This window comes from Citrobacter freundii complex sp. 2024EL-00216, from assembly GCF_043945515.1.
GTDB lineage: Bacteria > Pseudomonadota > Gammaproteobacteria > Enterobacterales > Enterobacteriaceae > Citrobacter > Citrobacter portucalensis.
On record NZ_JBIMRA010000005.1, the window covers coordinates 210,550 to 231,396 of the forward strand.

Annotated in this window: 18 protein-coding genes; 12 read left to right on the forward strand and 6 right to left on the reverse strand. The window is 53.4% G+C overall.

From position 1 onward, the window contains the following. Positions 1–194 precede the first annotated feature (194 nt). The 9 genes from fecI (at position 195) to ACHHZ7_RS08710 (ending at position 9,973) form a co-directional block, all read left to right on the forward strand. Positions 195–716: a ferric citrate uptake sigma factor FecI gene (fecI, locus tag ACHHZ7_RS08670; protein WP_008784388.1), complete on the forward strand. Its 522-nt coding sequence runs from the start codon at positions 195–197 to the stop codon at positions 714–716. Continuing rightward, entirely contained in the window at positions 713–1,666 is a 954-nt protein-coding gene (fecR, locus tag ACHHZ7_RS08675; protein ID WP_060682374.1) for a ferric citrate uptake sigma factor regulator FecR, read from the forward strand. Before fecI ends, fecR begins: the two co-directional genes overlap by 4 nt. A gap of 86 nt (positions 1,667–1,752) precedes the next feature. Further along, a complete protein-coding gene (fecA, locus tag ACHHZ7_RS08680) occupies positions 1,753–4,077 on the forward strand; it encodes a TonB-dependent Fe(3+) dicitrate receptor FecA (protein ID WP_060682375.1) in 2,325 nt (774 codons plus the stop codon). Positions 4,078–4,150: 73 nt separating this feature from the next. Continuing rightward, the gene (locus ACHHZ7_RS08685) at positions 4,151–5,050 is read left to right on the forward strand and encodes a Fe(3+) dicitrate ABC transporter substrate-binding protein FecB (RefSeq protein WP_060682376.1); all 900 of its coding nucleotides are present in this window, start codon (positions 4,151–4,153) and stop codon (positions 5,048–5,050) included. After that, complete coding sequence (gene fecC, locus ACHHZ7_RS08690) at positions 5,047–6,045, forward strand: iron-dicitrate ABC transporter permease FecC (RefSeq protein ID WP_060682377.1); 999 nt, start codon at positions 5,047–5,049, stop codon at positions 6,043–6,045. The genes ACHHZ7_RS08685 and fecC overlap by 4 nt, the downstream gene beginning before the upstream one ends. Beyond that, positions 6,042–6,998: a Fe(3+) dicitrate ABC transporter permease subunit FecD gene (gene fecD, locus ACHHZ7_RS08695; RefSeq protein WP_060682378.1), complete on the forward strand. Its 957-nt coding sequence runs from the start codon at positions 6,042–6,044 to the stop codon at positions 6,996–6,998. The genes fecC and fecD overlap by 4 nt, the downstream gene beginning before the upstream one ends. After that, the gene (fecE, locus tag ACHHZ7_RS08700) at positions 6,999–7,766 is read left to right on the forward strand and encodes a Fe(3+) dicitrate ABC transporter ATP-binding protein FecE (protein WP_060682379.1); all 768 of its coding nucleotides are present in this window, start codon (positions 6,999–7,001) and stop codon (positions 7,764–7,766) included. 371 nt (positions 7,767–8,137) lie between these two features. Next, complete coding sequence (locus ACHHZ7_RS08705; protein WP_008784381.1) at positions 8,138–8,740, forward strand: TetR/AcrR family transcriptional regulator; 603 nt, start codon at positions 8,138–8,140, stop codon at positions 8,738–8,740. A gap of 78 nt (positions 8,741–8,818) precedes the next feature. After that, positions 8,819–9,973, forward strand: coding sequence for an MFS transporter (locus ACHHZ7_RS08710; RefSeq protein WP_060682380.1), 1,155 nt, complete (start codon positions 8,819–8,821; stop codon positions 9,971–9,973). Between the two features lie 194 nt (positions 9,974–10,167). Here the strand turns inward: ACHHZ7_RS08710 and ACHHZ7_RS08715 are convergent, their stop codons facing one another. Further along, positions 10,168–10,389, reverse strand: coding sequence for a hypothetical protein (locus ACHHZ7_RS08715; RefSeq protein ID WP_003036289.1), 222 nt, complete (start codon positions 10,387–10,389; stop codon positions 10,168–10,170). Positions 10,390–10,793: 404 nt separating this feature from the next. Here ACHHZ7_RS08715 and shiA point away from each other — a divergent pair, with 404 nt between their 5' ends. The 3 genes from shiA to ACHHZ7_RS08730 all read left to right on the forward strand — a co-directional run bounded on the left by shiA (position 10,794) and on the right by ACHHZ7_RS08730 (position 15,477). Then, complete coding sequence (gene shiA / locus ACHHZ7_RS08720; RefSeq protein ID WP_003832199.1) at positions 10,794–12,110, forward strand: shikimate transporter; 1,317 nt, start codon at positions 10,794–10,796, stop codon at positions 12,108–12,110. A 118-nt stretch (positions 12,111–12,228) separates the two neighbouring features. Then, positions 12,229–13,683 (forward strand): AMP nucleosidase, encoded by a 1,455-nt coding sequence (locus tag ACHHZ7_RS08725; RefSeq protein ID WP_032942969.1) that lies wholly within the window; start codon positions 12,229–12,231, stop codon positions 13,681–13,683. 15 nt (positions 13,684–13,698) lie between these two features. Further along, entirely contained in the window at positions 13,699–15,477 is a 1,779-nt protein-coding gene (locus tag ACHHZ7_RS08730; RefSeq protein WP_060682381.1) for an aminopeptidase P family protein, read from the forward strand. Between the two features lie 55 nt (positions 15,478–15,532). Here the strand turns inward: ACHHZ7_RS08730 and ptsG are convergent, their stop codons facing one another. The 5 genes from ptsG to yceG form a co-directional block, all read right to left on the reverse strand. After that, positions 15,533–16,966 (reverse strand): PTS glucose transporter subunit IIBC, encoded by a 1,434-nt coding sequence (ptsG, locus tag ACHHZ7_RS08735; protein ID WP_003836725.1) that lies wholly within the window; start codon positions 16,964–16,966, stop codon positions 15,533–15,535. A 416-nt stretch (positions 16,967–17,382) separates the two neighbouring features. After that, positions 17,383–18,180 (reverse strand): metal-dependent hydrolase, encoded by a 798-nt coding sequence (locus ACHHZ7_RS08740; RefSeq protein WP_060682382.1) that lies wholly within the window; start codon positions 18,178–18,180, stop codon positions 17,383–17,385. 10 nt (positions 18,181–18,190) lie between these two features. After that, entirely contained in the window at positions 18,191–19,195 is a 1,005-nt protein-coding gene (gene holB, locus ACHHZ7_RS08745) for a DNA polymerase III subunit delta' (protein ID WP_060682383.1), read from the reverse strand. Continuing rightward, the gene (gene tmk, locus ACHHZ7_RS08750; protein WP_060682384.1) at positions 19,192–19,833 is read right to left on the reverse strand and encodes a dTMP kinase; all 642 of its coding nucleotides are present in this window, start codon (positions 19,831–19,833) and stop codon (positions 19,192–19,194) included. Before tmk ends, holB begins: the two co-directional genes overlap by 4 nt. Beyond that, positions 19,823–20,845, reverse strand: a complete 1,023-nt coding sequence (gene yceG, locus ACHHZ7_RS08755; RefSeq protein ID WP_008784373.1) for a cell division protein YceG — start codon at positions 20,843–20,845, stop codon at positions 19,823–19,825. The genes tmk and yceG overlap by 11 nt, the downstream gene beginning before the upstream one ends. Between the last annotated feature and the right edge of the window lie 2 nt (positions 20,846–20,847).

A 20,847-nucleotide genomic window follows, 5' to 3' on the forward strand; every position in this document is an offset into this window, starting at 1 on the left:
ATGGTCAGATGTCATTCCAACTGTCACATGCCGGAAGCAGACTCCCCATCCCCATCCGATATCCACCTCATAACATTTTTATAAATAACAACGCATTAAGAAGTTCAACGTAATACAATTATATTTCTAATTGTAATGATAACCATTCTCATATTACTATAATAGCGTGATAATTAACTTTTGATACATTCCACATGTCTGACCACGCCACTACCACTGCTTCCTTTACGCTCGAGTCGCTTTATGGCGCACATCACGGCTGGTTGAAAAGCTGGCTGACGCGCAAACTCCAGTCCGCCTTTGATGCAGATGACATTGCCCAGGACACTTTTCTACGGGTAATGGGCAGCGACTCGCTCTCGACGATCCGCGATCCGCGCTCCTTTCTGTGCACTCTCGCCAAACGGGTGATGGTCGACCTGTTTCGCCGAAACGCGCTGGAAAAAGCCTATCTGGAGATGTTGGCGCTTATGCCGGAGGCGCTCGCGCCTTCCCCCGAGGAACGCGAGAGCCAGCTCGAAACCCTGCAACTCATCGACAGCATGCTTGACGGGCTGAACGGAAAAACACGAGAAGCGTTTCTGCTTTCGCAACTGGATGGTCTGACATACAGCGAGATCGCGCTGAAGCTCGGTATCTCCGTCAGCTCGGTGAAAAAGTATATGGCAAAGGCTATCGAACATTGTCTGCTGTTTCGTCTGGAGCACGGTCTGTGAACGCTTCTATCACCGATTCTCGCCGCCAGGCATTGCGCTCGGCATCGCACTGGTATGCTGTATTAAGCGGCGAGCGTGTCAGCCCACAGCAAGAAGCGCGCTGGCAACAATGGTACGAAGAGGACAAAGATCATCAGTGGGCCTGGCAACAGGTTGAAAACCTGCGCAGCCAGCTCAGCCGCGTACCGGGCGATGTTGCCAGCCGGGCGCTGCACGATACGCGCTTTACCCGTCGTCATGTCATGAAAGGGTTACTGCTGCTGCTCGGCGTGGGCGGCGGCTGGCAGCTCTGGCAGTCTGAAGCCGGTGAAGGTCTGCGCGCGGATTACCGCACCGCCAAAGGCGCGGTCAGCCATCAGCGGCTGGAAGATGGTTCTCTGCTGACGCTCAACACACAAAGCGCCGCGGACGTTCGTTTTGATACGCGTCAACGCGCTGTCCATCTCTGGTACGGCGAAATTGCTATTACTACCGCAAAAGACGCGCAGCAGAGACCTTTCCGCGTTGTGACCCGCCAGGGCCAGCTCACCGCATTAGGCACAGAATTTACCGTCTACCAGCATGACAACGTCACACGCGTTGTCGTTCAACAACACGCTGTTGAAGTCTTACTGGCAAATCGTCCGCAGGAAAAACGCATCGTCAGCGCTGGCGAGAGCCTGCAGTTTAGCGCGTCTGAATTTGGTGCAATAGCCTCAGCGGATGATGAAAGCGCCACCTGGACGCAGGGCATTCTGAGCTTCAGCGATAAACCTTTGGGTGAAGTGATTGCCACGCTGAGCCGTTATCGCAACGGCGTGCTGCGCTGCGATCCGGCTGTGGCCGGGTTACGCCTGAGTGGCACTTTCCCGCTGAAAAATACTGATGCAATCCTGGATGTTATTGCCAAGACTCTTCCAGTGAAAATTCAGTCAGTTACGCGATACTGGGTAAATATTTCCGCACTGTAAGAAAAATAATTCTCATTTCGATTGTCCTTTTTCCCCTTCTCATTCGACTCATAGATGAACACAACAAAAATGATGATGGAGAAGGTATGACGCCTTTACGCGTTTTTCGCAAAACAACACCTTTGGTTAACGCCGTTCGCCTGAGCCTGCTGCCGCTGGCCGGCCTGTCGTTATCCGCCTTCGCAGCGCAGGTTGATATTGCACCGGGTTCGCTCGACAAAGCCCTTAATCAGTATGCCGCGCTTAGCGGAATTACCCTGTCGGTTGACGCCAGCCTGACTCGCGGCAAACAGAGTAACGGTCTTCACGGTGACTACGACGTCGAAACCGGCCTGCAACACCTGCTGAACGGTAGTGGCCTGCAGGTGAAATCGCTGGGTAATAATAGCTGGACGCTGGAGCCCGCACCAACACCGCAAGAAGATGCCCTGACCGTGGTGGGCGACTGGCTGGGGGATGCGCGCGAAAACGACGTTTTCGAACATGCTGGCGCACGTGACGTTATCCGCCGCGAGGATTTCGCCAAAACCGGCGCAACATCCATGCGCGAGGTACTGAACCGCATTCCTGGCGTTACCGCCCCAGAAAACAACGGCACCGGTAGCCACGATCTGGCAATGAACTTTGGTATTCGCGGCCTGAATCCGCGCCTGGCCAGCCGTTCAACAGTGCTGATGGACGGTATTCCCGTGCCGTTTGCCCCTTACGGCCAGCCGCAGCTTTCACTGGCGCCCGTCTCACTCGGAAATATGGACGCCATCGACGTGGTTCGCGGCGGTGGCGCGGTGCGTTACGGGCCACAGAGCGTGGGCGGGGTGGTGAACTTTGTTACCCGCGCTATTCCGCAAGACTTCGGCATGGAAGCCGGCGTGGAAGGCCAGCTCAGCCCAGCATCTTCACAAAATAACCCAAAAGAAACGCACAACCTGATGGTGGGCGGCACGGCGGATAACGGTTTTGGTACCGCCCTGCTTTACTCCGGTACACGTGGAAGCGACTGGCGCGAACACAGCGCGACCCGCATCGACGACCTGATGCTGAAAAGCAAATATGCGCCAAACGAAGTGCATACCTTCAACAGTCTGTTGCAATACTACGACGGTGAAGCTGACATGCCCGGTGGCCTGTCTCGCGCGGATTACGACGCTGACCGCTGGCAATCCACGCGCCCTTACGATCGCTTCTGGGGGCGCCGCAAGCTGGCAAGCCTCGGCTATCAGTTCCAGCCGGACAGCCAGCATAAATTCAATATTCAGGGCTTCTACACTGAAACCCTGCGCAGCGGCTACCTGGAACAGGGAAAACGCCTCACCCTTTCACCGCGTAACTACTGGGTACGCGGCATTGAACCACGCTACAGTCAGAGCTTTATGGTGGGTCCTTCCGCGCACGAAGTGGGCGTGGGATACCGCTATGTGAGCGAGTCGACGCATGAAATGCGTTACTACACGGCCACCAGCAGTGGACAACTGCCGTCCAGCGCCAGCCCTTACGATCGCGACACTCGTTCGGGCACCGAAGCGCACGCCTGGTATCTGGATGACAAAATCGACATTGGCAACTGGACTATCACACCGGGTATGCGCTTTGAACATATCGAGTCATACCAGAACAACGCCATCAAAGGCACACATGAGGAAGTAAGCTACAACGCCCCACTTCCGGCGCTAAATGTGCTTTATCACCTGACTGATAGCTGGAATCTTTATGCAAACACTGAAGGCTCATTCGGCACCGTACAGTACAGCCAAATTGGCAAGGCTGTGCAAAGCGGCAATGTGGAACCGGAAAAAGCGCGAACCTGGGAGCTCGGAACCCGATACGACGATGGCGCGCTGACGGCGGAAATGGGGCTGTTCCTGATTAACTTTAATAATCAGTACGATTCCAACCAAACCAACGACACCGTTACTGCACGCGGTAAAACGCGTCATACCGGACTGGAAACTCAGACTCGCTATGATCTCGGCACATTGACGCCAACGCTCGACAACGTTTCAGTCTACGCAAGCTATGCGTATGTGAACGCTGAGATTCGCGAGAAAGGCGATACCTATGGCAATCAGGTGCCCTTCTCACCAAAACACAAAGGCACGTTGGGCGTGGACTATAAGCCGGGCAACTGGACCTTCAATCTGAATAGCGATTTCCAGTCCAGCCAGTTTGCGGATAACGCCAACACCGTTAAAGAGAGCGCTGATGGCAGTACCGGTCGCATCCCTGGCTTTATGCTCTGGGGCGCACGCGTAGCCTATGACTTCGGCCCGCAGATGGCAGACCTGAACCTGGCGTTCGGTGTGAAAAATATCTTCGACCAAGAGTATTTCACCCGCTCTTACGACGACAACAACAAAGGCATCTACGCAGGCCAGCCGCGCACGCTGTATATGCAGGGTTCGTTGAAGTTCTAAACCCCGTTTACCCGGCCTGCATGCTGTTTTGTAGGTCGGGCAAACGAAACGCCACCCGACGCAGGCAATTTACATGTTCACACCATTACGCACGCTATTCGCCGCTCTGCTGCTCACCGGTCATGCTTTTGCCGCCACGGTTCATGACGAACATGGCACCTTTACGCTTGATAAAACGCCACAACGGATAGTGGTGCTGGAACTTTCGTTCGCGGACGCACTGGCTGCTGTCGATGTCAGTCCGGTCGGCATTGCCGACGATAACGATGCCACACGCATTCTTCCAGAGGTTCGTGCCCATCTGAAACCCTGGCAGTCTGTCGGCACGCGTGCGCAGCCGAGTTTAGAAGCCATCAGCGCGCTGAAACCGGATCTGATCATTGCCGACAGCAGCCGCCATGCGGGTATTTACAACGCCTTACAGCAAATAGCACCTGTGCTGCTGCTCAAGTCTCGCAATGAAACCTACGCTGAAAATCTGCAATCTGCGGCCATCATCGGTGAAATTGTGGGTAAAAAAGCACAGATGCAGTCACGCCTGGCGCAACACCAACAACAGATGTCAGCGTGGGCCAGCCAACTGCCAAAAGACACGATGGTGGTGTTTGGTACGTCCCGGGAGCAGCAGTTCAACCTGCATACTCAGGAGACCTGGACCGGGGGCGTCCTGACCTCTCTGGGGCTGACGGTGCCTGCGGCTATGGCGGGTTCGTCTATGCCGTCCATCGGTCTGGAACAGCTGCTGGCGCTCAATCCGGCATGGCTGCTGGTCGCGCACTATCGTGAAGAGAGCATCGTGAAACGCTGGCAACAAGACCCGCTGTGGCAGATGTTAACTGCGGCGCAAAAACAGCAGACGGCGTCGGTCGACAGTAACGCCTGGGCGCGGATGCGCGGCATTTTCGCAGCCGAACGCATTGCCAGCGACACGATAAAAATCTTTCACCACCAGCCTTTATCCGATGTGAAATGACAGTTTTCAAACATCCAGCGCTACAGTGGGGGCTTCCCCTTGTCGCGCTTATCGCTATCTTCTGGCTGAGTCTGTTTTGCTACTCGGCCATTCCTGTTTCTGGCGTTGATGCCATTCACGCCCTGCTGCCAGGCCATACGCCGACGCTTCCACAAGCGCTGGTGCAAAACCTTCGTTTGCCGAGAAGCCTGGTCGCTATTTTGATCGGCGCAAGCCTGGCTCTGGCGGGAACGCTGCTGCAGACCCTGACGCATAATGCAATGGCCTCCCCTTCACTACTCGGTATTAACAGTGGCGCAGCGCTGGCGATGGCGCTTACCAGCGCCATCAGCCCTGTGCCCGTTGCGGGTTACTCTATCGCTTTTATCGCCGCCTGCGGTGGCGGCGTAAGCTGGCTGCTGGTGATGACCGCAGGCGGTGGATTTCGCCACACCCAGGACAGAAACAAACTGATCCTGGCGGGCATCGCGTTCTCGGCTTTCTGTATGGCCCTAACCCGCATCACCCTGCTGCTGACGGAAGATCACGCTTACGGCATTTTTTACTGGCTCGCGGGGGGCGTATCCCACGCACGTTGGCAGGAATTCTGGCAGCTTTTCCCGATGGTGGCGGTTGCTGTACCGGTGGTGTTGCTGCTGGCTAATCAACTGAACCTGCTTAACGTCAGTGACAGCACCGCCCGCACGCTGGGGGTGAATCTGCCGAAGCTCCGTTTGATCATCAATATTCTGGTGCTGCTTCTGGTCGGTACCTGCGTCAGCGTGGCAGGCCCGGTAGCGTTTATCGGTCTGCTGATGCCACATCTGGCTCGCTTCTGGGTGGGATTCGATCAGCGCAAGGTCCTGCCGATGAGCATGATTATGGGCGCCACGCTGCTGCTGCTGGCGGATGTTCTGGCCCGAGCGCTGGCCTTCCCTGGCGAATTGCCCGCAGGAGCAGTAGTGGCGCTGATTGGTGCCCCCTGTTTTGTCTGGCTGGTCAGGAGGCGTGGATGAAAATTGCGTTCGTCATTTTCATCGCCCTCGCGCTGGCAGGATTTTCGACTCTGTCATTGCAAATGGGGGTGATCGCCGTTCCCTGGCATGCCCTGCTAACCGACTGGCAGAGCGGGCGCGAATATCATTACGTATTAACGGCGTACCGCCTGCCGCGACTGCTGCTGGCGTTGCTTGTCGGTGCCGCCCTCGCGGTGGCAGGCGTGCTGGTGCAGGGGATCGTGCGTAACCCTCTGGCATCGCCGGATATTCTCGGCGTAAACCATGCCGCCAGCCTGGCCTCTGTGGGAGCACTGCTTCTCTTGCCGTCACTACCGGTGATTTCTCTGCCGCTGCTGGCCTTTGCCGGTGGCATGGCGGGCCTGATCCTGCTGAGAATACTGGCGAACACCAGCCAGCCGATGAAGCTGGCGCTCACGGGTGTTGCGCTCTCTGCCTGCTGGGCCAGCCTGACGGATTATCTGATGCTTTCGCGTCCGCAGGATGTGAACAGCGCCCTGCTGTGGCTGACCGGCAGCTTATGGGGCCGTGACTGGAGCTTTGTGAAAATAGCCGCCCCACTGCTGATTTTGTTTCTGCCGCTGAGTCTGCGCTTTTGCCGCGATCTCGACCTCCTGGCATTGGGCGATGCGCGCGCCACCACGCTCGGTGTGTCGGTGCCGCGTATTCGGCTCCAGGCTTTGCTACTGGCCGTCGCCATGACATCGACCGGCGTGGCCGTCTGCGGCCCAATTAGCTTTATTGGTCTTGTGGTGCCGCATATGGTGCGCAGCATTACTGGTGGACGTCACCGCTGGCTGCTGCCCGTTTCAGCCATGACAGGTGCGTTACTGCTGGTGGTTGCCGACCTGCTGGCGCGAATTATTCATCCTCCTCTGGAACTTCCGGCTGGCGTGCTGACCGCCATTATCGGTGCACCATGGTTTGTCTGGCTGCTTGTGAGAATGCGATAAATGACATTACGAACTGAAAATCTGACGGTCTGTTACGGGATAAACAAGGTGCTTGATGGCGTTTCACTCACCCTACCAGCGGGGAAGACAACCGCCCTGCTCGGCCCTAACGGCTGCGGGAAGTCAACGTTGTTAAACTGTTTTTCACGACTGTTAACACCGCAGTCCGGAGGCGTATTTCTCGGCGATAGTGCCATCAATACGCTCTCATCACGCCAGCTAGCCCGCAGGCTGGCGCTGCTGCCCCAGCACCATTTAACTCCCGAGGGGATCACCGTCCAGGAGCTTGTTTCGTACGGTCGCAACCCGTGGTTGTCACTCTGGGGGCGTCTCTCCGTTGAAGACAATACGCGGGTCCATGATGCTATGAACCAGACCCGGATCCAACATCTTGCCGACCGACGGTTAACCGATCTTTCTGGCGGTCAGCGACAGCGCGCATTTCTGGCGATGGTCCTGGCGCAGGATACGCCCGTTGTACTACTCGATGAGCCAACCTCCTATCTCGATATCAATCATCAGGTGGAACTGATGCGGCTGATGGGCGAACTCCGGGCTCAGGGGAAAACGGTGGTCGCCGTGCTGCACGACCTTAATCAGGCCAGCCGGTACTGCGACCATCTGGTGGTCATGGCGAACGGACATGTTATGGCGCAAGGCACACCAGAAGAGGTGATGAACCCTGGATTGCTGAGAACCATATTCAGCGTGGATACGGAGATACACCCCGAACCAGTATCTGGCAGGCCGATGTGTGTAGTGAGGTAGATGATACAGTCTGTAATGGTACCATGGCTTCAACAGGTCGCCTGTCATATCACTCACGCTGCGATGACTTTACTCTGCCCTGTGAGTTCAATCGGTCGATGCAACACTATCCTTAATCGAAGGGGGACGTTGGACGTTCACTAGAATACGGCAGATTCCGGTGTGATGATTAACCATTACGCGTGGTTGTCGTTGTATCAACGTACTATCCTGGAAAGGATAAAATCCACACATCCCTCTACAGAAACGCATAGCAATTCATAAGAAAATCTGTCTGCGCGTCATCGCTGATTTACTTATAAAAATTATTTGACTGATCGTTCCATAATCAATACTATGCCGCCTCAACTCATTTCAAGTCCCACATCCCTATGAGTGCTGAAAAACCAACCTTTCCAGGTCGTCCACGAAAGTTCGAAGATCAGGATGTCATTGATGCTGCCGTCGCTGTTTTCAGCGCCAATGGTTATGCAGGCACCTCTGCGCAAGATTTATGCAATGGTACGGGATTAGGGCGGGGAAGCCTATACAATGCCTTTGGAAGCAAGCAAGCCCTGTACGAGCAAGCTTTGTTGCGCAGCCACGAACAAACTATGTCAGCACAGTTAACAATACTCACACAACCAGGTCTGGTAAAAGAGCGATTGCATACCCTTCTGCTCTGGGGTATTGCCGAAGATCTTTCTCAGCCAGAGCAGCATGATGCGATGGTCTTATTTTCAGCCTTAGAGATGGGCAGTAAAGATGAAGCCGTTGCGAGCCTGAATAATGAATATCGTCAGCATTTAGAAAAAACGCTGGTGTCGGTATTCATCGAAGGCCAACGAACCGGCGAACTGAACAATAAAGCATCAGCCGTCGAAATGGCGAGAGGCTTTATGGCAGGCTATTACGGTTTACGTGTACTGAATAAAAACATTACAGATAGAAAAATCCTCGAAGATGTCGTCGCTGGTCTGTTAATCAATTTATAAATTTAAGCGAAAAAATTCATTATTTACTTGCACTCATTTTTGTAACGATCATTCCAATACAAGGAAAAATAAAAAAACATGCCATTAGTCGTTTATATTTTAGGGTTAGCCATTTTTTCATTAGGTACAGCAGAGTTAATGGTGGCGGGTATGATGACCACGCTATCGGAAGCATTTGGTGTTACAGTCGGCGAAGTCGGGCATTTGATTTCATATTATGCATTCGGTGTAATGCTAGGTGGCCCGGTATTAACCTACACCTTTCTTAAGTTTAAAGCGCCCTATCGCTCAACATTATTATGGCTGTTAGGGTTATATGTTATCGTACAAGGATTAAGCGTCTTTGCCTCTGATTACAATGTGCTAGTTGCCATTCGCATCGTGACAGGTATTTTATGTGCAGGGTGTTTAAGTCTTTCACTCGCGACAAGTATGGTTCTTGTATCTGTAGAAAATCGCCCTCGTGCCGCATCAATAGTGATAGCAGGTTTTATGGTATCCAATGTCTTTGGTGTACCTATCGCGACAATCATTGACCAGCACTGGGGCTGGAAAATGAGTTTTGGGCTGGTCGCGGTCCTGGTTTTCATATGCCTGCTAGCATTAGTACGTTTATTGCCACATATGAGCGGCGGCGGTGCTATCAAGATGGCTGAAGAGATTAAGGCATTTAAAAATAAAGCCTATTGGAAAGCCTGTGCAACCAGCTGTTTGATTTTGGGAGCAAGTTTTGCGGCATTCAGTTATTTTATCCCCGTGCTGACGGATGTCAGTGAATTTACAATGCAGACGGTTCCCTTCATTTTGATGCTTTATGGACTAGCCAATATCATCGGGAATATGGTAACGGGACGTCTTGCATATCGCCATAGTTTAACTGTTATGGTTGTCGGCTTAACAATATTGAGTATTTCTTTGCTCGGCATGGCGCTATTTGTTCAATATCAGGTCATTGCTATTCTGGCTGTTATACTTATCGGTTTATCTGGCGTACCAATGAATCCGGCAATGATGGCAAGAATTGTCAGCGTGGCACATCCAGGGCCAATGGTCAATGCCGTTCATACTTCCGTGATCAATATTGGATTAGGTGGCGGTTCTTATTTAGGTGGAATGGCAATTTCATCTGGATTCGGTTTACGTTCAGCTCTATGGATTGGAATGGTATTAGCGGTTCTGGCTTTATTATCCGTATTACCTTATATCCGTCGTAGTAAACAAGGCTGGAGTTAGTAGGTTCTGAAGATAAAAATGCCCCACTTATAAAAATCACGGGGCGTCGATATAGCCGTTAAATTTTATTCAAAGCTAACTGGCCGCATGTCGCTCAAAGTTGCTCCTCAGCTCCACGTCAGGTGCGGAGTAAACCCATCCGTGTAAGTGCACAATTTTCATGCGCTACTTAAGCAGCGTGCTCCCATCAACATTCAGTCAGCTTTATACGCCTGCCACTCGCGCCAGACATTCTCAGGATCAATATCGCGGTAGCCACGCTCTCTGATTATATCCTCGGCTGCTTCGGCTGGCAGGCGGATGGCTGTAGCGCCATCGCGAATGGACTCAACCTCATCGCGGGTCAATTCCCGTCCTATGTCCTGTTCTTTATCAATCAGAACTACGATCAACGCAGGGATAAAAACAATCTTCATACTGATAAGCCTCTGAAATGTTCGCATGCCACTGTATCACTGACAGTTTTGATATAGTTCAGTAATCGTCGATTTATTTCCAGGACGGGAATCATTCATGACATTACAAATCCGTGAAGCTACACCGGCGACGCGATGTTGCTTAATACGCTGGGCTACCGCATCTACCGCGCACACTTTGAACAAAAGGCAACAATTTTTGAACACCCTGCTTTCGAGCGGTTTTTTTGCTTTTCTGTTTTCTCATTCATCTTATTTTTCATGTTGCCATCAGATGAGGGAGATAATCGTTTTCACTTCCCGTCTGTCGCGGTAATCTCATAACGGTCGTTAATATTGCGACTGCAATGTGTGTAACCCAACTCAAATACTAATAACTAAAAAACAGTACAGACAGGATAACTATGGATTCCTCCCTCACCTCCACGGGTCCCCAACAGGACGCCTCTTCACTTAACCGCGCCCGACGCGCTGCGCTTGGTAGCTTCGCGGGTGCCGTGGTCGACTGGTATGATTTTCTGCTTTACGGCATCACTGCCGCACTGGTCTTTAACCGCGAGTTCTTCCCGCAGGTCAGCCCGGCAATGGGGACTCTTGCCGCATTTGCTACCTTTGGCGTCGGATTCTTGTTCCGCCCGCTAGGCGGGGTGATCTTCGGCCACTTCGGCGATCGCCTGGGGCGTAAACGTATGCTGATGCTCACCGTCTGGATGATGGGGATCGCCACTGCACTGATAGGGATTATTCCTTCCTTTGACACCATTGGCTGGTGGGCTCCCGTTCTGCTGGTGACGCTGCGTGCTATTCAGGGATTCGCCGTTGGCGGTGAATGGGGCGGCGCGGCGTTGCTCTCGGTCGAAAGCGCGCCGAAAAATAAAAAAGCCTTCTACAGCAGTGGTGTTCAGGTCGGTTATGGCGTCGGGTTACTGCTTTCTACCGGTCTGGTCTCGCTGATTAGCTCGCAAACCACCGATGAGCAGTTCCTGAGTTGGGGCTGGCGTATTCCATTCCTGTTCAGCATCGTGCTGGTATTGGGCGCGTTGTGGATGCGTAACCGAATGGATGAATCGGCCGAATTCGAACAGCAGCAACAGGCGCCGCAACCAGAGAAAAAGAGACTACCGGTAGTCGAGGCGTTAATCCGTCATCCAGGTGCCTTTTTGAAAATTATCGCTCTGCGCCTGTGTGAACTGCTGACGATGTATATCGTCACTGCGTTTGCCCTAAATTACTCCACGCAGAATCTGGGCTTACCCCGTGAACTGTTTCTGAATATCGGCTTGTTGGTGGGCGGGCTGAGCTGTCTGACCATCCCCTGCTTCGCCTGGCTCGCCGACCGTTTTGGTCGCCGGCGCGTTTACATTACCGGCGCACTGGTCGGGACGCTCAGCGCATTCCCGTTCTTTATGGCGTTAGAAGCGCAATCCATTTTCTGGATCGTGTTCTTCGCGATTATGTTGGCCAACATTGCACACGATATGGTGGTCTGCGTGCAGCAACCTATGTTTACCGGTTTGTTTGGCGCAAGCTATCGCTACAGCGGTGCGGGCGTTGGTTATCAGGTAGCAAGCGTGGTTGGCGGCGGTTTTACCCCCTTCATTGCTGCTGCGCTGGTAACATTCTCCGGCGGAGACTGGCACAGTGTGGCCATTTATCTGATGGCGGGTTGTCTTATTTCCGCCACTACAGCATTGCTGATGCGGGATAAGCAGCACGGTTAAGCCCGGGTGCGGAGGCCGTCCGGTCTTCGCACAATCTTCCTCAACGTCTGACTTTTGTTTCACATTCCTGTGACATACTATCGGGAGAGCAGTACATCTGTGGAACAAGGAGACAGACATGAACAATAAGGGCTCCAGCCTGACCCCGGCTCAGGCACTGGATAAACTGGACGCGCTGTACGAGCAGTCGGTAAAAGCACTGCGTAGCGCCATTGGTAAGTATATTGAAACAGGGACGCTCCCTGACGTAATCGCCCGCCATAACGGTCTTTTTGTTTACCCATCACTGTGTGTCACCTGGGATGGCAGCGCCACCAATCCCCCTAAAACCCGCGCCTATGGTCGTTTTACCCATGCGGGCTGCTACACCACTACGATTACCCGTCCGTCGCTTTTTCGTCCGTATCTTGAAGAACAACTCACGCTGCTGTATCAGGATTATGATGCGCATATCTCCGTTGAGCCGTCGCAGCATGAAATCCCCTATCCGTATGTCATTGACGGTTCTGAACTGACGCTCGACCGCTCGATGAGTGCCGGCCTAACGCGCCACTTCCCCACAACCGAGCTGTCACAGATTGGCGATGAAACAGCCGACGGTACCTATCATCCGGCGGAATTCTCCCCGTTGTCGCACTTCGACGCCCGACGAGTAGATTTTTCGCTGGCGCGACTGCGCCACTACACGGGAACACCGGTTGAACATTTTCAGCCGTTTGTGCTGTTCACCAACTACACCCGCTACGTCGATGAGTTTGTGCGTTGGGGTTGCAGCCAGATCCTCGACCCGGACAGCCCGTATATCGCGCTTTCTTGTGCGGGCGGGATCTGGATCACCGCTGAAACTGAAGCGCCTGAAGAAGCGATCTCCGATCTCGCCTGGAAGAAACACCAGATGCCCGCCTGGCATTTAATCACCGCCGACGGTCAGGGGATCACACTGGTCAATATCGGCGTTGGCCCGTCTAACGCCAAAACCATTTGCGATCATCTGGCCGTACTGCGTCCTGACGTCTGGCTGATGATTGGTCACTGTGGCGGACTGCGTGAAAGCCAGGCGATTGGCGACTATGTTCTGGCCCACGCTTATCTGCGTGACGACCACGTGCTGGATGCAGTTCTACCGCCAGATATTCCAATTCCGAGCATCGCGGAAGTGCAGCGCGCACTGTATGACGCTACCAAAGAAGTCAGCGGTATGCCCGGCGAAGAGGTTAAACAACGCCTGCGTACCGGTACCGTCGTCACCACTGACGATCGCAACTGGGAGCTACGCTATTCCGCTTCTGCGCTACGCTTTAACCTCAGCCGCGCGGTGGCTATCGATATGGAAAGCGCCACCATCGCCGCCCAGGGATATCGTTTCCGCGTTCCGTACGGCACGCTGCTGTGCGTTTCCGACAAGCCGCTGCACGGTGAGATCAAACTGCCTGGTCAGGCCAACCGTTTTTATGAAGGTGCCATTTCTGAGCATCTGCAAATAGGTATCCGGGCTATCGATCGTTTGCGTGCTGAAGGCGACCGACTGCACTCCCGTAAATTACGTACATTCAACGAACCGCCGTTCCGTTAAGACCTGAAGGTAACTATGCACAACTCAACTCCTCTTTCCGCCCTGCGCAACCTGCTGATAGCGCAGGGGCTGGATGGTATGATTGTTCCGCGCGCCGATGCTCATCAAAGTGAAGATTGTACGCCGCATGACAATAAACTAGCCTGGCTGACCGGTTTTAGCGGCTCTGCTGGCCTCGCGTTGGTCCTTCGGGATCGCGCGTTAATGTTTGTCGATGGACGCTATCAGGTCCAGGTACGCAATGAAGTCTCGCTGGATGATTTTGAAATTCATCATTTACACGATGAGCCGCTGGCCGACTATTTGCAGTCTCATGTTGCAGCAGGTAAACGTATCGGCTTTGAACCAATGCTGATGGTCAATAGTCAGTTTGAAGCACTGTCGGCAACCCACTGCGAGCTGGTGCCTCTTGAGCAAGATCCTTTTGACCAGGTATGGCTAGACCGCCCGGCAGGGCCCTGCGGCATCATTCGTGAAATGCCCATTGAAATCAGCGGGGAAAGCAGCACGCAAAAGCGTGCCCGCGTCGTGGAACAACTCGCTCAACACCAGGCTGACGTGCTGGCAATTACCCTGCCGGATAACATTGCCTGGTTATTGAATGTGCGTGGTTCGGATCTGGCCATGGTACCAGTGCCGTTTTCGTTTGCCCTGCTCCATCGCAGCGGTGAGCTGGAATGGTTTGTGGATAGCAATAAAACGCAACAGCTCCCCGCATCACTGCTGGATACGCTTACTCTGGCCCCGCAAGATAATTTTCTGACTCGCTGCCAGCAATTAGCTAATGGGAAGCGTTTCCTGGTCGATAAAGACTACGCCCCGGTCGCATTGCGTTTTGCCATTGAAGAACACGGTGGCAACGTCTTATGGGCACCCGATCCCATCACTCTGATGAAATCCCACAAAAATGACGTTGAACTGGCAGGCTATCGGGAATGCCATGAACAAGATGGCGCAGCCTGGGTAAACTTCCTTGCCTGGCTGGCCCATGAAGTTCCTTTGCGCGAAGCGGCAGGCAATCCGGTCACCGAGCTGGAAGCGCAGGCCAAGCAACTGGAATTTCGCCAGCAGCAGCCGGGATTTATCGAGCAAAGTTTCAGCACGATTTCGGCCTCTGCCAGCAATGCCGCAATGTGCCATTACCACTCCAGTGAAAAAACCAATACGCCAATTACCTCACAGGCCATGTATCTGAATGATTCCGGTGGCCAGTACCACAATGGTACGACGGATACGACGCGTACCCTCGCGTTTGGCCCACAGGATCCGCAACGTCGCCTGCATTACACTGCCGTGTTGAAAGGCTTTTTGTCGCTTATTTCGCTGCAGTTTCCCAGCGGGACTCAGGGTCATCAACTGGATGCTTTTAGCCGCCGGGCGTTGTGGGAGCTGGGTCTGGATTTTGATCATGGTACGGGACACGGCGTGGGTCACCAGTTGCTTATTCATGAGCAACCCCATCGCATCGCCAAAAAAGTAAACCCGTGGCCACTAGTCGCAGGCAACATCATCACCATCGAGCCGGGTTATTATCTGGCCGGACAATATGGGATCCGTATTGAGAATCAGGTGGAGATTATCAACAGTCGTCCTGGTTTCTGTCGTTTCTCAACGCTGACGCTGGTACCGATTGATTTGAATCTGGTCGAACTGCATCTGCTGAGTGATGCTGAGAAACAGTGGATTGATGATTACCACCAGCAGGTCAGAGAGACGCTATCCCCGCGCGTGAACGCAGAGGCACGTCCCTGGCTGTTCGCCGCCACCGCACCGATTCGCATTCAGGCTAATTAATGCAATAAAAAAGGCAGCCCGCAGGCTGCCTTAGTTCTCCCCAACTTCTTACTGCTTAGCTGTTACGGATGTACTCATCCATTTCAGTTTTCAGGTTATCGGACTTAGTCCCGAAGATAGCCTGAACACCGGAACCAGCTACCACAACGCCTGCCGCACCCAGTTTCTTCAGGCCAGCCTGATCCACTTTAGCAACGTCAGCCACGCTGACACGCAGACGAGTGATGCACGCATCGAGGTTAGTGATGTTTTCTTTACCGCCGAATGCAGCAACCAGAGCCGGAGCCATTTCACCGGTCGCACCTGCTTTGCTGTCTTCGGTAGCATCTTCACGACCTGGCGTTTTCAGGTCCAGCGCTTTGATCAGCACACGGAAGATGGTGTAGTAAACAATCGCATAACCGATACCGACAATCGGGAACAGCCACAGTTTGCTGCTGTTACCGGACAGAACGATAAAGTCGATCAGACCGTGGGAGAACGACGTACCGTCGCGCATACCCAGCAGGATACAGATCGGGAATGCCAGACCAGCCAGAATCGCGTGGATGATGTACAGGATCGGCGCCACGAACATGAAGGAGAACTCGATCGGCTCGGTAATACCGGTCAGGAACGAGGTCAGCGCCGCGGAGATCATGATACCGCCCACTTTCGCGCGGTTTTCTGGTTTAGCAGAGTGCCAGATAGCGATAGCAGCAGCCGGCAGACCGTACATTTTGAACAGGAAGCCACCGGACAGTTTGCCCGCAGTCGGGTCACCCGCCATATAGCGAGGAATATCACCGTGGAACACCTGACCCGCAGCGTTGGTGTATTCACCGATCTGCATCTGGAATGGAACGTTCCAGATATGGTGCAGACCAAACGGTACCAGGCAGCGCTCAATGAAGCCATAGATACCGAACGCCACGACCGGGTTCTGGTATGCAGCCCACTGAGAGAACGTCTGAATAGCAGTACCAATCGGCGGCCAAATGAAGGACAGAACCACACCTGTGAAGATGGCAGCCAGACCAGAAATGATAGGAACGAAGCGCTTACCCGCAAAGAAGCCAAGATACTCAGGCAATTTGATACGGTAGAAACGGTTGAACATATACGCTGCAATCGCACCGGAGATAATCCCCCCGAGAACACCCGTATCAGCAAGGTGTTTAGCGGCGATCTCTTCAGCAGGTAAATGCAGAACCAGCGGCGCAACAACAGCCATGGTCTTAACCATGATGCCGTAAGCAACAACGGATGCCAGTGCAGATACACCGTCATTATTAGTGAAGCCTAACGCAACACCGATAGCAAAAATCAGCGGCATGTTCGCAAAAACAGAACCGCCTGCTTCTGCCATTACGTGCGATACAACGGCTGGCAGCCAGCTGAAGTTAGCGGAACCGACGCCCAGCAGGATACCTGCAATCGGGAGTACGGATACCGGCAGCATCAGCGATTTACCGACCTTTTGCAGGTTAGCAAATGCATTCTTAAACATAATTAGGAGTGCTCCTGAGTATTTGTGCTTATACACTTCATCCTTCAAACCGCCTCAGGGCGGGCTGCGCTCGCTCATCCCAGTCACTTACTCTAGTAAGCTCCTGCAATTCACTCACTTGCCGCCTTGATGCAGCTTGATTGACTTTGTGTATTCTACGTTCTCACGCATTGGCGAGGGGGGAGAACCTCGCCGTGTACAGGGCATCTAAGTACCCTTTATTTATTACACAGAGTAAAATAATTCAGTTTGTTTTTGTTTGACGGCTATCACAGTTCAGTCGTGAACGGCCGCAAAATCCGCACATTCCGATAAAATGCGTTTCTGAATGTGTCAAACTGATTATTCACCGCCCATTTTGTGGCGGTGAACTTTACTCGCATTAGTGATTAATTACGAGCTTTAAAAAAAGTCAGTTAACGAACAGATTGCAGGCGAGAAGCGTCGATGTGAAACAGGCGGGCAAAGTTATCAGTGGTTGCCTGCGCCAGTTCTTCAACGGCAACACCTTTCACTACGGCCATGTACTCTGCAACGTCACGAGTCATGGCGGGCTGGTTCTCTTTTCCACGATGCGGTACAGGCGCAAGGTAGGGAGAATCCGTCTCGACCAATAACCGGTCCAGAGGAACATAGCGGGCGGCATCACGGAGCTGCTCTGCATTTCGGAACGTGACGATGCCGGAAAACGAGATATAGAATCCAAGGTCCAGTAATTTGCCCGCCGTTTCTCTGTCCTCTGTAAAACAGTGTAGTACGCCGCCACAATCCGTCACTTTTTCTTCGCGCAGAATAGACAGCGTATCGGCTCGCGCATCGCGGGTATGCACGATAACCGGCTTCTGTAACTCACGGCCGATCTGAATATGGTGGATAAAAGATTCCTGCTGGCGCACCTTTGTTTCCGGCGTGTAAAAATAGTCCAGCCCGGTTTCTCCCATCGCCACAACCCCCTCTTCGGCGGCAAAACGACGCAGGTGCTCAACATCATAGGTTTCATCCTGATTTAACGGATGCACGCCGCAGGAGAAAACCACATTGTCACGCTCACCGACCAGTTCGCGCATACTGCGATATCCTGGCAGGGTGGTCGCGACGGCAAGACAGAATTTCACATCACGTGCGGCCGCTTTTGCCAGCACGTCATCCACGTCCTTATGCAGAGATTGATAATCCAGGCCATCAAGATGGCAGTGTGAGTCGACTAAAAACATAATGTCTCTCTCAAAGATGGGGAACAGGCAGTACGGTGCCTGGTTGCAGGTAATGCTCAATACGAAGAATAAGATCGGTTAACACCAGCTCACGGTTTACGCCTGTTACGTTCAGCAGTTGCTGACGACAATGACAAACGTCACCGAGTATCGCCTGTATCTGGGCAACGGATAACCGTTCTGCGATAGAAGATATCAGGTCCAACGCATCAGGATTCGTTAAATGGGAAACCCCATACGGACGTTTCAACGCATCCGTCAACAACGTTGCCAGCCAGTGTAAACGGGCGGTAGCCTGATCGTGGTTTAACGCCGCGAGCAAGATATACCAGTCGCCTGCGTTTAATGTGTTCACCAGTGCCGCACAAAAATCTGTGCGGTGCGCCCAGCTTTCAGCCTGCAACAACGTAAGTGCCGCGCCAGGCGAACCTGCGCTCAGGCGCAACGCGCTAAGCAGCGCTTCTGACGACGCAGTCACCTCACGAGCAAGCCAGGAGATCGCATACGACTCCTGAGGTGGCGCAAGATGATGTAACCGGCAACGACTGCGTAATGTCGCCAGCAAGCGAGCTGGCTCTGTGCTGGCGAGGAAAAACCAGGTTTGTGCCGGGGGTTCTTCCAGCGTTTTCAGCAAGGCGTTGGCGGCGGCATCGGTTAACTGGGCAGCATCCGGGATCCACACGACCTTCGCACCGCCGAGACGCGAATGCTCGTACAGCTTTTCACTGACTTCGCGTACCGCATCAACCCCGAGCGTGCTTTTGCCTTTTTCCGGCAGCAGCGAATAGTAGTCAGGGTGCGTCCCCGCCTGCATTAGCTGACAGCCGCGGCACTGTCCACAGCTTTTATGCCCTTCCGGCTGCTGGCACATTAAATAGCGGCTGAGGGCGTAAATCAGCGCGTCGTCGCCCATTCCGGGTAACGCCTGAATCAGTAACGCATGGTGACCACGACCCGTCTGGTAGCTGGCTACCAGTTTTTCAAAATCCGGTCGTAACCATGGGTACCATTTCATGCGCCCTGCTCCTTCACCCATTGGGTGATGGTATGACGGATATCAGCCATCACAGCCTCCAACGGCTGCGTAGCGTCTATAGTACGAATGCTGGCGTCTTTGGCAGCCAGCTCAAGATAGCGCGCGCGAGTACGATTAAAGAAGTCGAAAGATTCCTGCTCAATACGATCCAGCTCGCCGCGGGCACGGGCACGCTTCAACCCGACTTCTGGCGTCACATCCAGATAAATCGTCAGGTCCGGGCGAAAATCACCAAGCACCGCATCGCGCAGGGTTGTCAGCATATTTTGATCGATACCGCGTCCGCCGCCCTGATACGCCTGGGTCGACAGATCGTGACGATCGCCAATTACCCACGCGCCTTTCGCCAGTGCAGGTTTAATAACGGTTTCGACCAACTGTACACGCGCCGCGTAAAACATCAGAACTTCGGCTTTATCGGTAATGACCTCGTCACCGACCGATTTAATATCCAGCACCAGACTCCTTAGTTTCTCAGCCAGCTGCGTTCCACCAGGTTCACGGGTGAAAACCATGTCACGAATACCGAGTTGCTCAAGTGTCTCCACCACCACGTTACGCGCGGTGGTTTTTCCGGCGCCTTCCAGGCCTTCAATGACGATATAGTTACTGCCCATTTTTTTCCTTAAGCACTTTCAGGTAATCCTGCACGGACCGGTTATGGCTGGCAAGATTGGTGTTAAACGTGTGGCCGCCTTTACCGTCAGCCACAAAATAGAGATACGGCGTTTTTGCCGGATGCGCCGCGGCCTGCAATGAAGCCTCTCCCGGCATGGCAATCGGGCCTGGCGGCAGTCCAGTAATGGTATAGGTGTTATAGGCGGTCGGGGTGTCTAAATCCACACGCGACAATTTGCCATTATACCGTGTACCCATCCCGTAAATCACGGTCGGATCGGTTTGTAAACGCATACCGATACGTAAGCGATTAATAAAGACCGAAGCCACCTGGTCGCGCTCGCTGGCAACCGCAGTTTCTTTTTCAATAATAGAAGCCATGGTTACCAGCTGATTTTTGTCCTGATAAGGCAGGCCATCAGCGCGCCCCTCCCAGACAGTATCCACCGCTTTAACCATTTTCTGATGCGCGCGTTTTAGCAACGCTACGTCAGTAGTATTGGCGGTATACATCCAGGTATCTGGCCAGAACCAGCCCTCCACCCATTGCGGGTTTTCCAGCTTCAGCGCCTCGGCAACAGTCTCATAGCTATCGTCGCTCAGCGTATGTTTGATATACGGGGCATCACGCAGCTGTTTGAGGTAATCGCTCAGGCGCATCCCTTCAACCAGACGTAACGGGAACTGCGCCTCTTTGCCGCTTTCCAGCAGTTGCAGCATGTCCCGCACCGTCATGTCAGGCGTGAAGCGATATGTTCCGGCCTTAAAATGCGACAGCTCGGGCTCCACACGCAGCAGCCACTGGAACACGCGCGGACGATTGATAACTTTGTCTGCATACAGCTGTTCGCCGAGAGCCAGACGGCCCGTTCCCGCTTTCAGCGTAAAAATCGTTTCTTCTTTAATCAATAATTTGCTGTCCGCCAGATGGCGAACTTTCCACATTCCCACTCCAGCGGCAATGCCCAGCACAACCAGCAATAACAGGACAACAAGTAACAGTTTTTTCATGA

What these genes read in the sequence shown, in the direction of transcription:
- ACHHZ7_RS08730 (WP_060682381.1), top strand. Translation starts at nt 13,699, where the DNA reads ATGCACAACTCAACTCCTCTTTCCGCCCTGCGCAACCTGCTGATAGCG.
- ptsG (WP_003836725.1), bottom strand. Translation starts at nt 16,966, where the DNA reads ATGTTTAAGAATGCATTTGCTAACCTGCAAAAGGTCGGTAAATCGCTG.
- ACHHZ7_RS08725 (WP_032942969.1), top strand. Translation starts at nt 12,229, where the DNA reads ATGAACAATAAGGGCTCCAGCCTGACCCCGGCTCAGGCACTGGATAAA.
- ACHHZ7_RS08715 (WP_003036289.1), bottom strand. Translation starts at nt 10,389, where the DNA reads ATGAAGATTGTTTTTATCCCTGCGTTGATCGTAGTTCTGATTGATAAA.
- ACHHZ7_RS08740 (WP_060682382.1), bottom strand. Translation starts at nt 18,180, where the DNA reads ATGTTTTTAGTCGACTCACACTGCCATCTTGATGGCCTGGATTATCAA.
- yceG (WP_008784373.1), bottom strand. Translation starts at nt 20,845, where the DNA reads ATGAAAAAACTGTTACTTGTTGTCCTGTTATTGCTGGTTGTGCTGGGC.
- fecI (WP_008784388.1), top strand. Translation starts at nt 195, where the DNA reads ATGTCTGACCACGCCACTACCACTGCTTCCTTTACGCTCGAGTCGCTT.
- holB (WP_060682383.1), bottom strand. Translation starts at nt 19,195, where the DNA reads ATGAAATGGTACCCATGGTTACGACCGGATTTTGAAAAACTGGTAGCC.
- ACHHZ7_RS08685 (WP_060682376.1), top strand. Translation starts at nt 4,151, where the DNA reads ATGTTCACACCATTACGCACGCTATTCGCCGCTCTGCTGCTCACCGGT.
- fecA (WP_060682375.1), top strand. Translation starts at nt 1,753, where the DNA reads ATGACGCCTTTACGCGTTTTTCGCAAAACAACACCTTTGGTTAACGCC.
- fecD (WP_060682378.1), top strand. Translation starts at nt 6,042, where the DNA reads ATGAAAATTGCGTTCGTCATTTTCATCGCCCTCGCGCTGGCAGGATTT.
- tmk (WP_060682384.1), bottom strand. Translation starts at nt 19,833, where the DNA reads ATGGGCAGTAACTATATCGTCATTGAAGGCCTGGAAGGCGCCGGAAAA.
- shiA (WP_003832199.1), top strand. Translation starts at nt 10,794, where the DNA reads ATGGATTCCTCCCTCACCTCCACGGGTCCCCAACAGGACGCCTCTTCA.
- ACHHZ7_RS08705 (WP_008784381.1), top strand. Translation starts at nt 8,138, where the DNA reads ATGAGTGCTGAAAAACCAACCTTTCCAGGTCGTCCACGAAAGTTCGAA.
- fecE (WP_060682379.1), top strand. Translation starts at nt 6,999, where the DNA reads ATGACATTACGAACTGAAAATCTGACGGTCTGTTACGGGATAAACAAG.
- fecC (WP_060682377.1), top strand. Translation starts at nt 5,047, where the DNA reads ATGACAGTTTTCAAACATCCAGCGCTACAGTGGGGGCTTCCCCTTGTC.
- ACHHZ7_RS08710 (WP_060682380.1), top strand. Translation starts at nt 8,819, where the DNA reads ATGCCATTAGTCGTTTATATTTTAGGGTTAGCCATTTTTTCATTAGGT.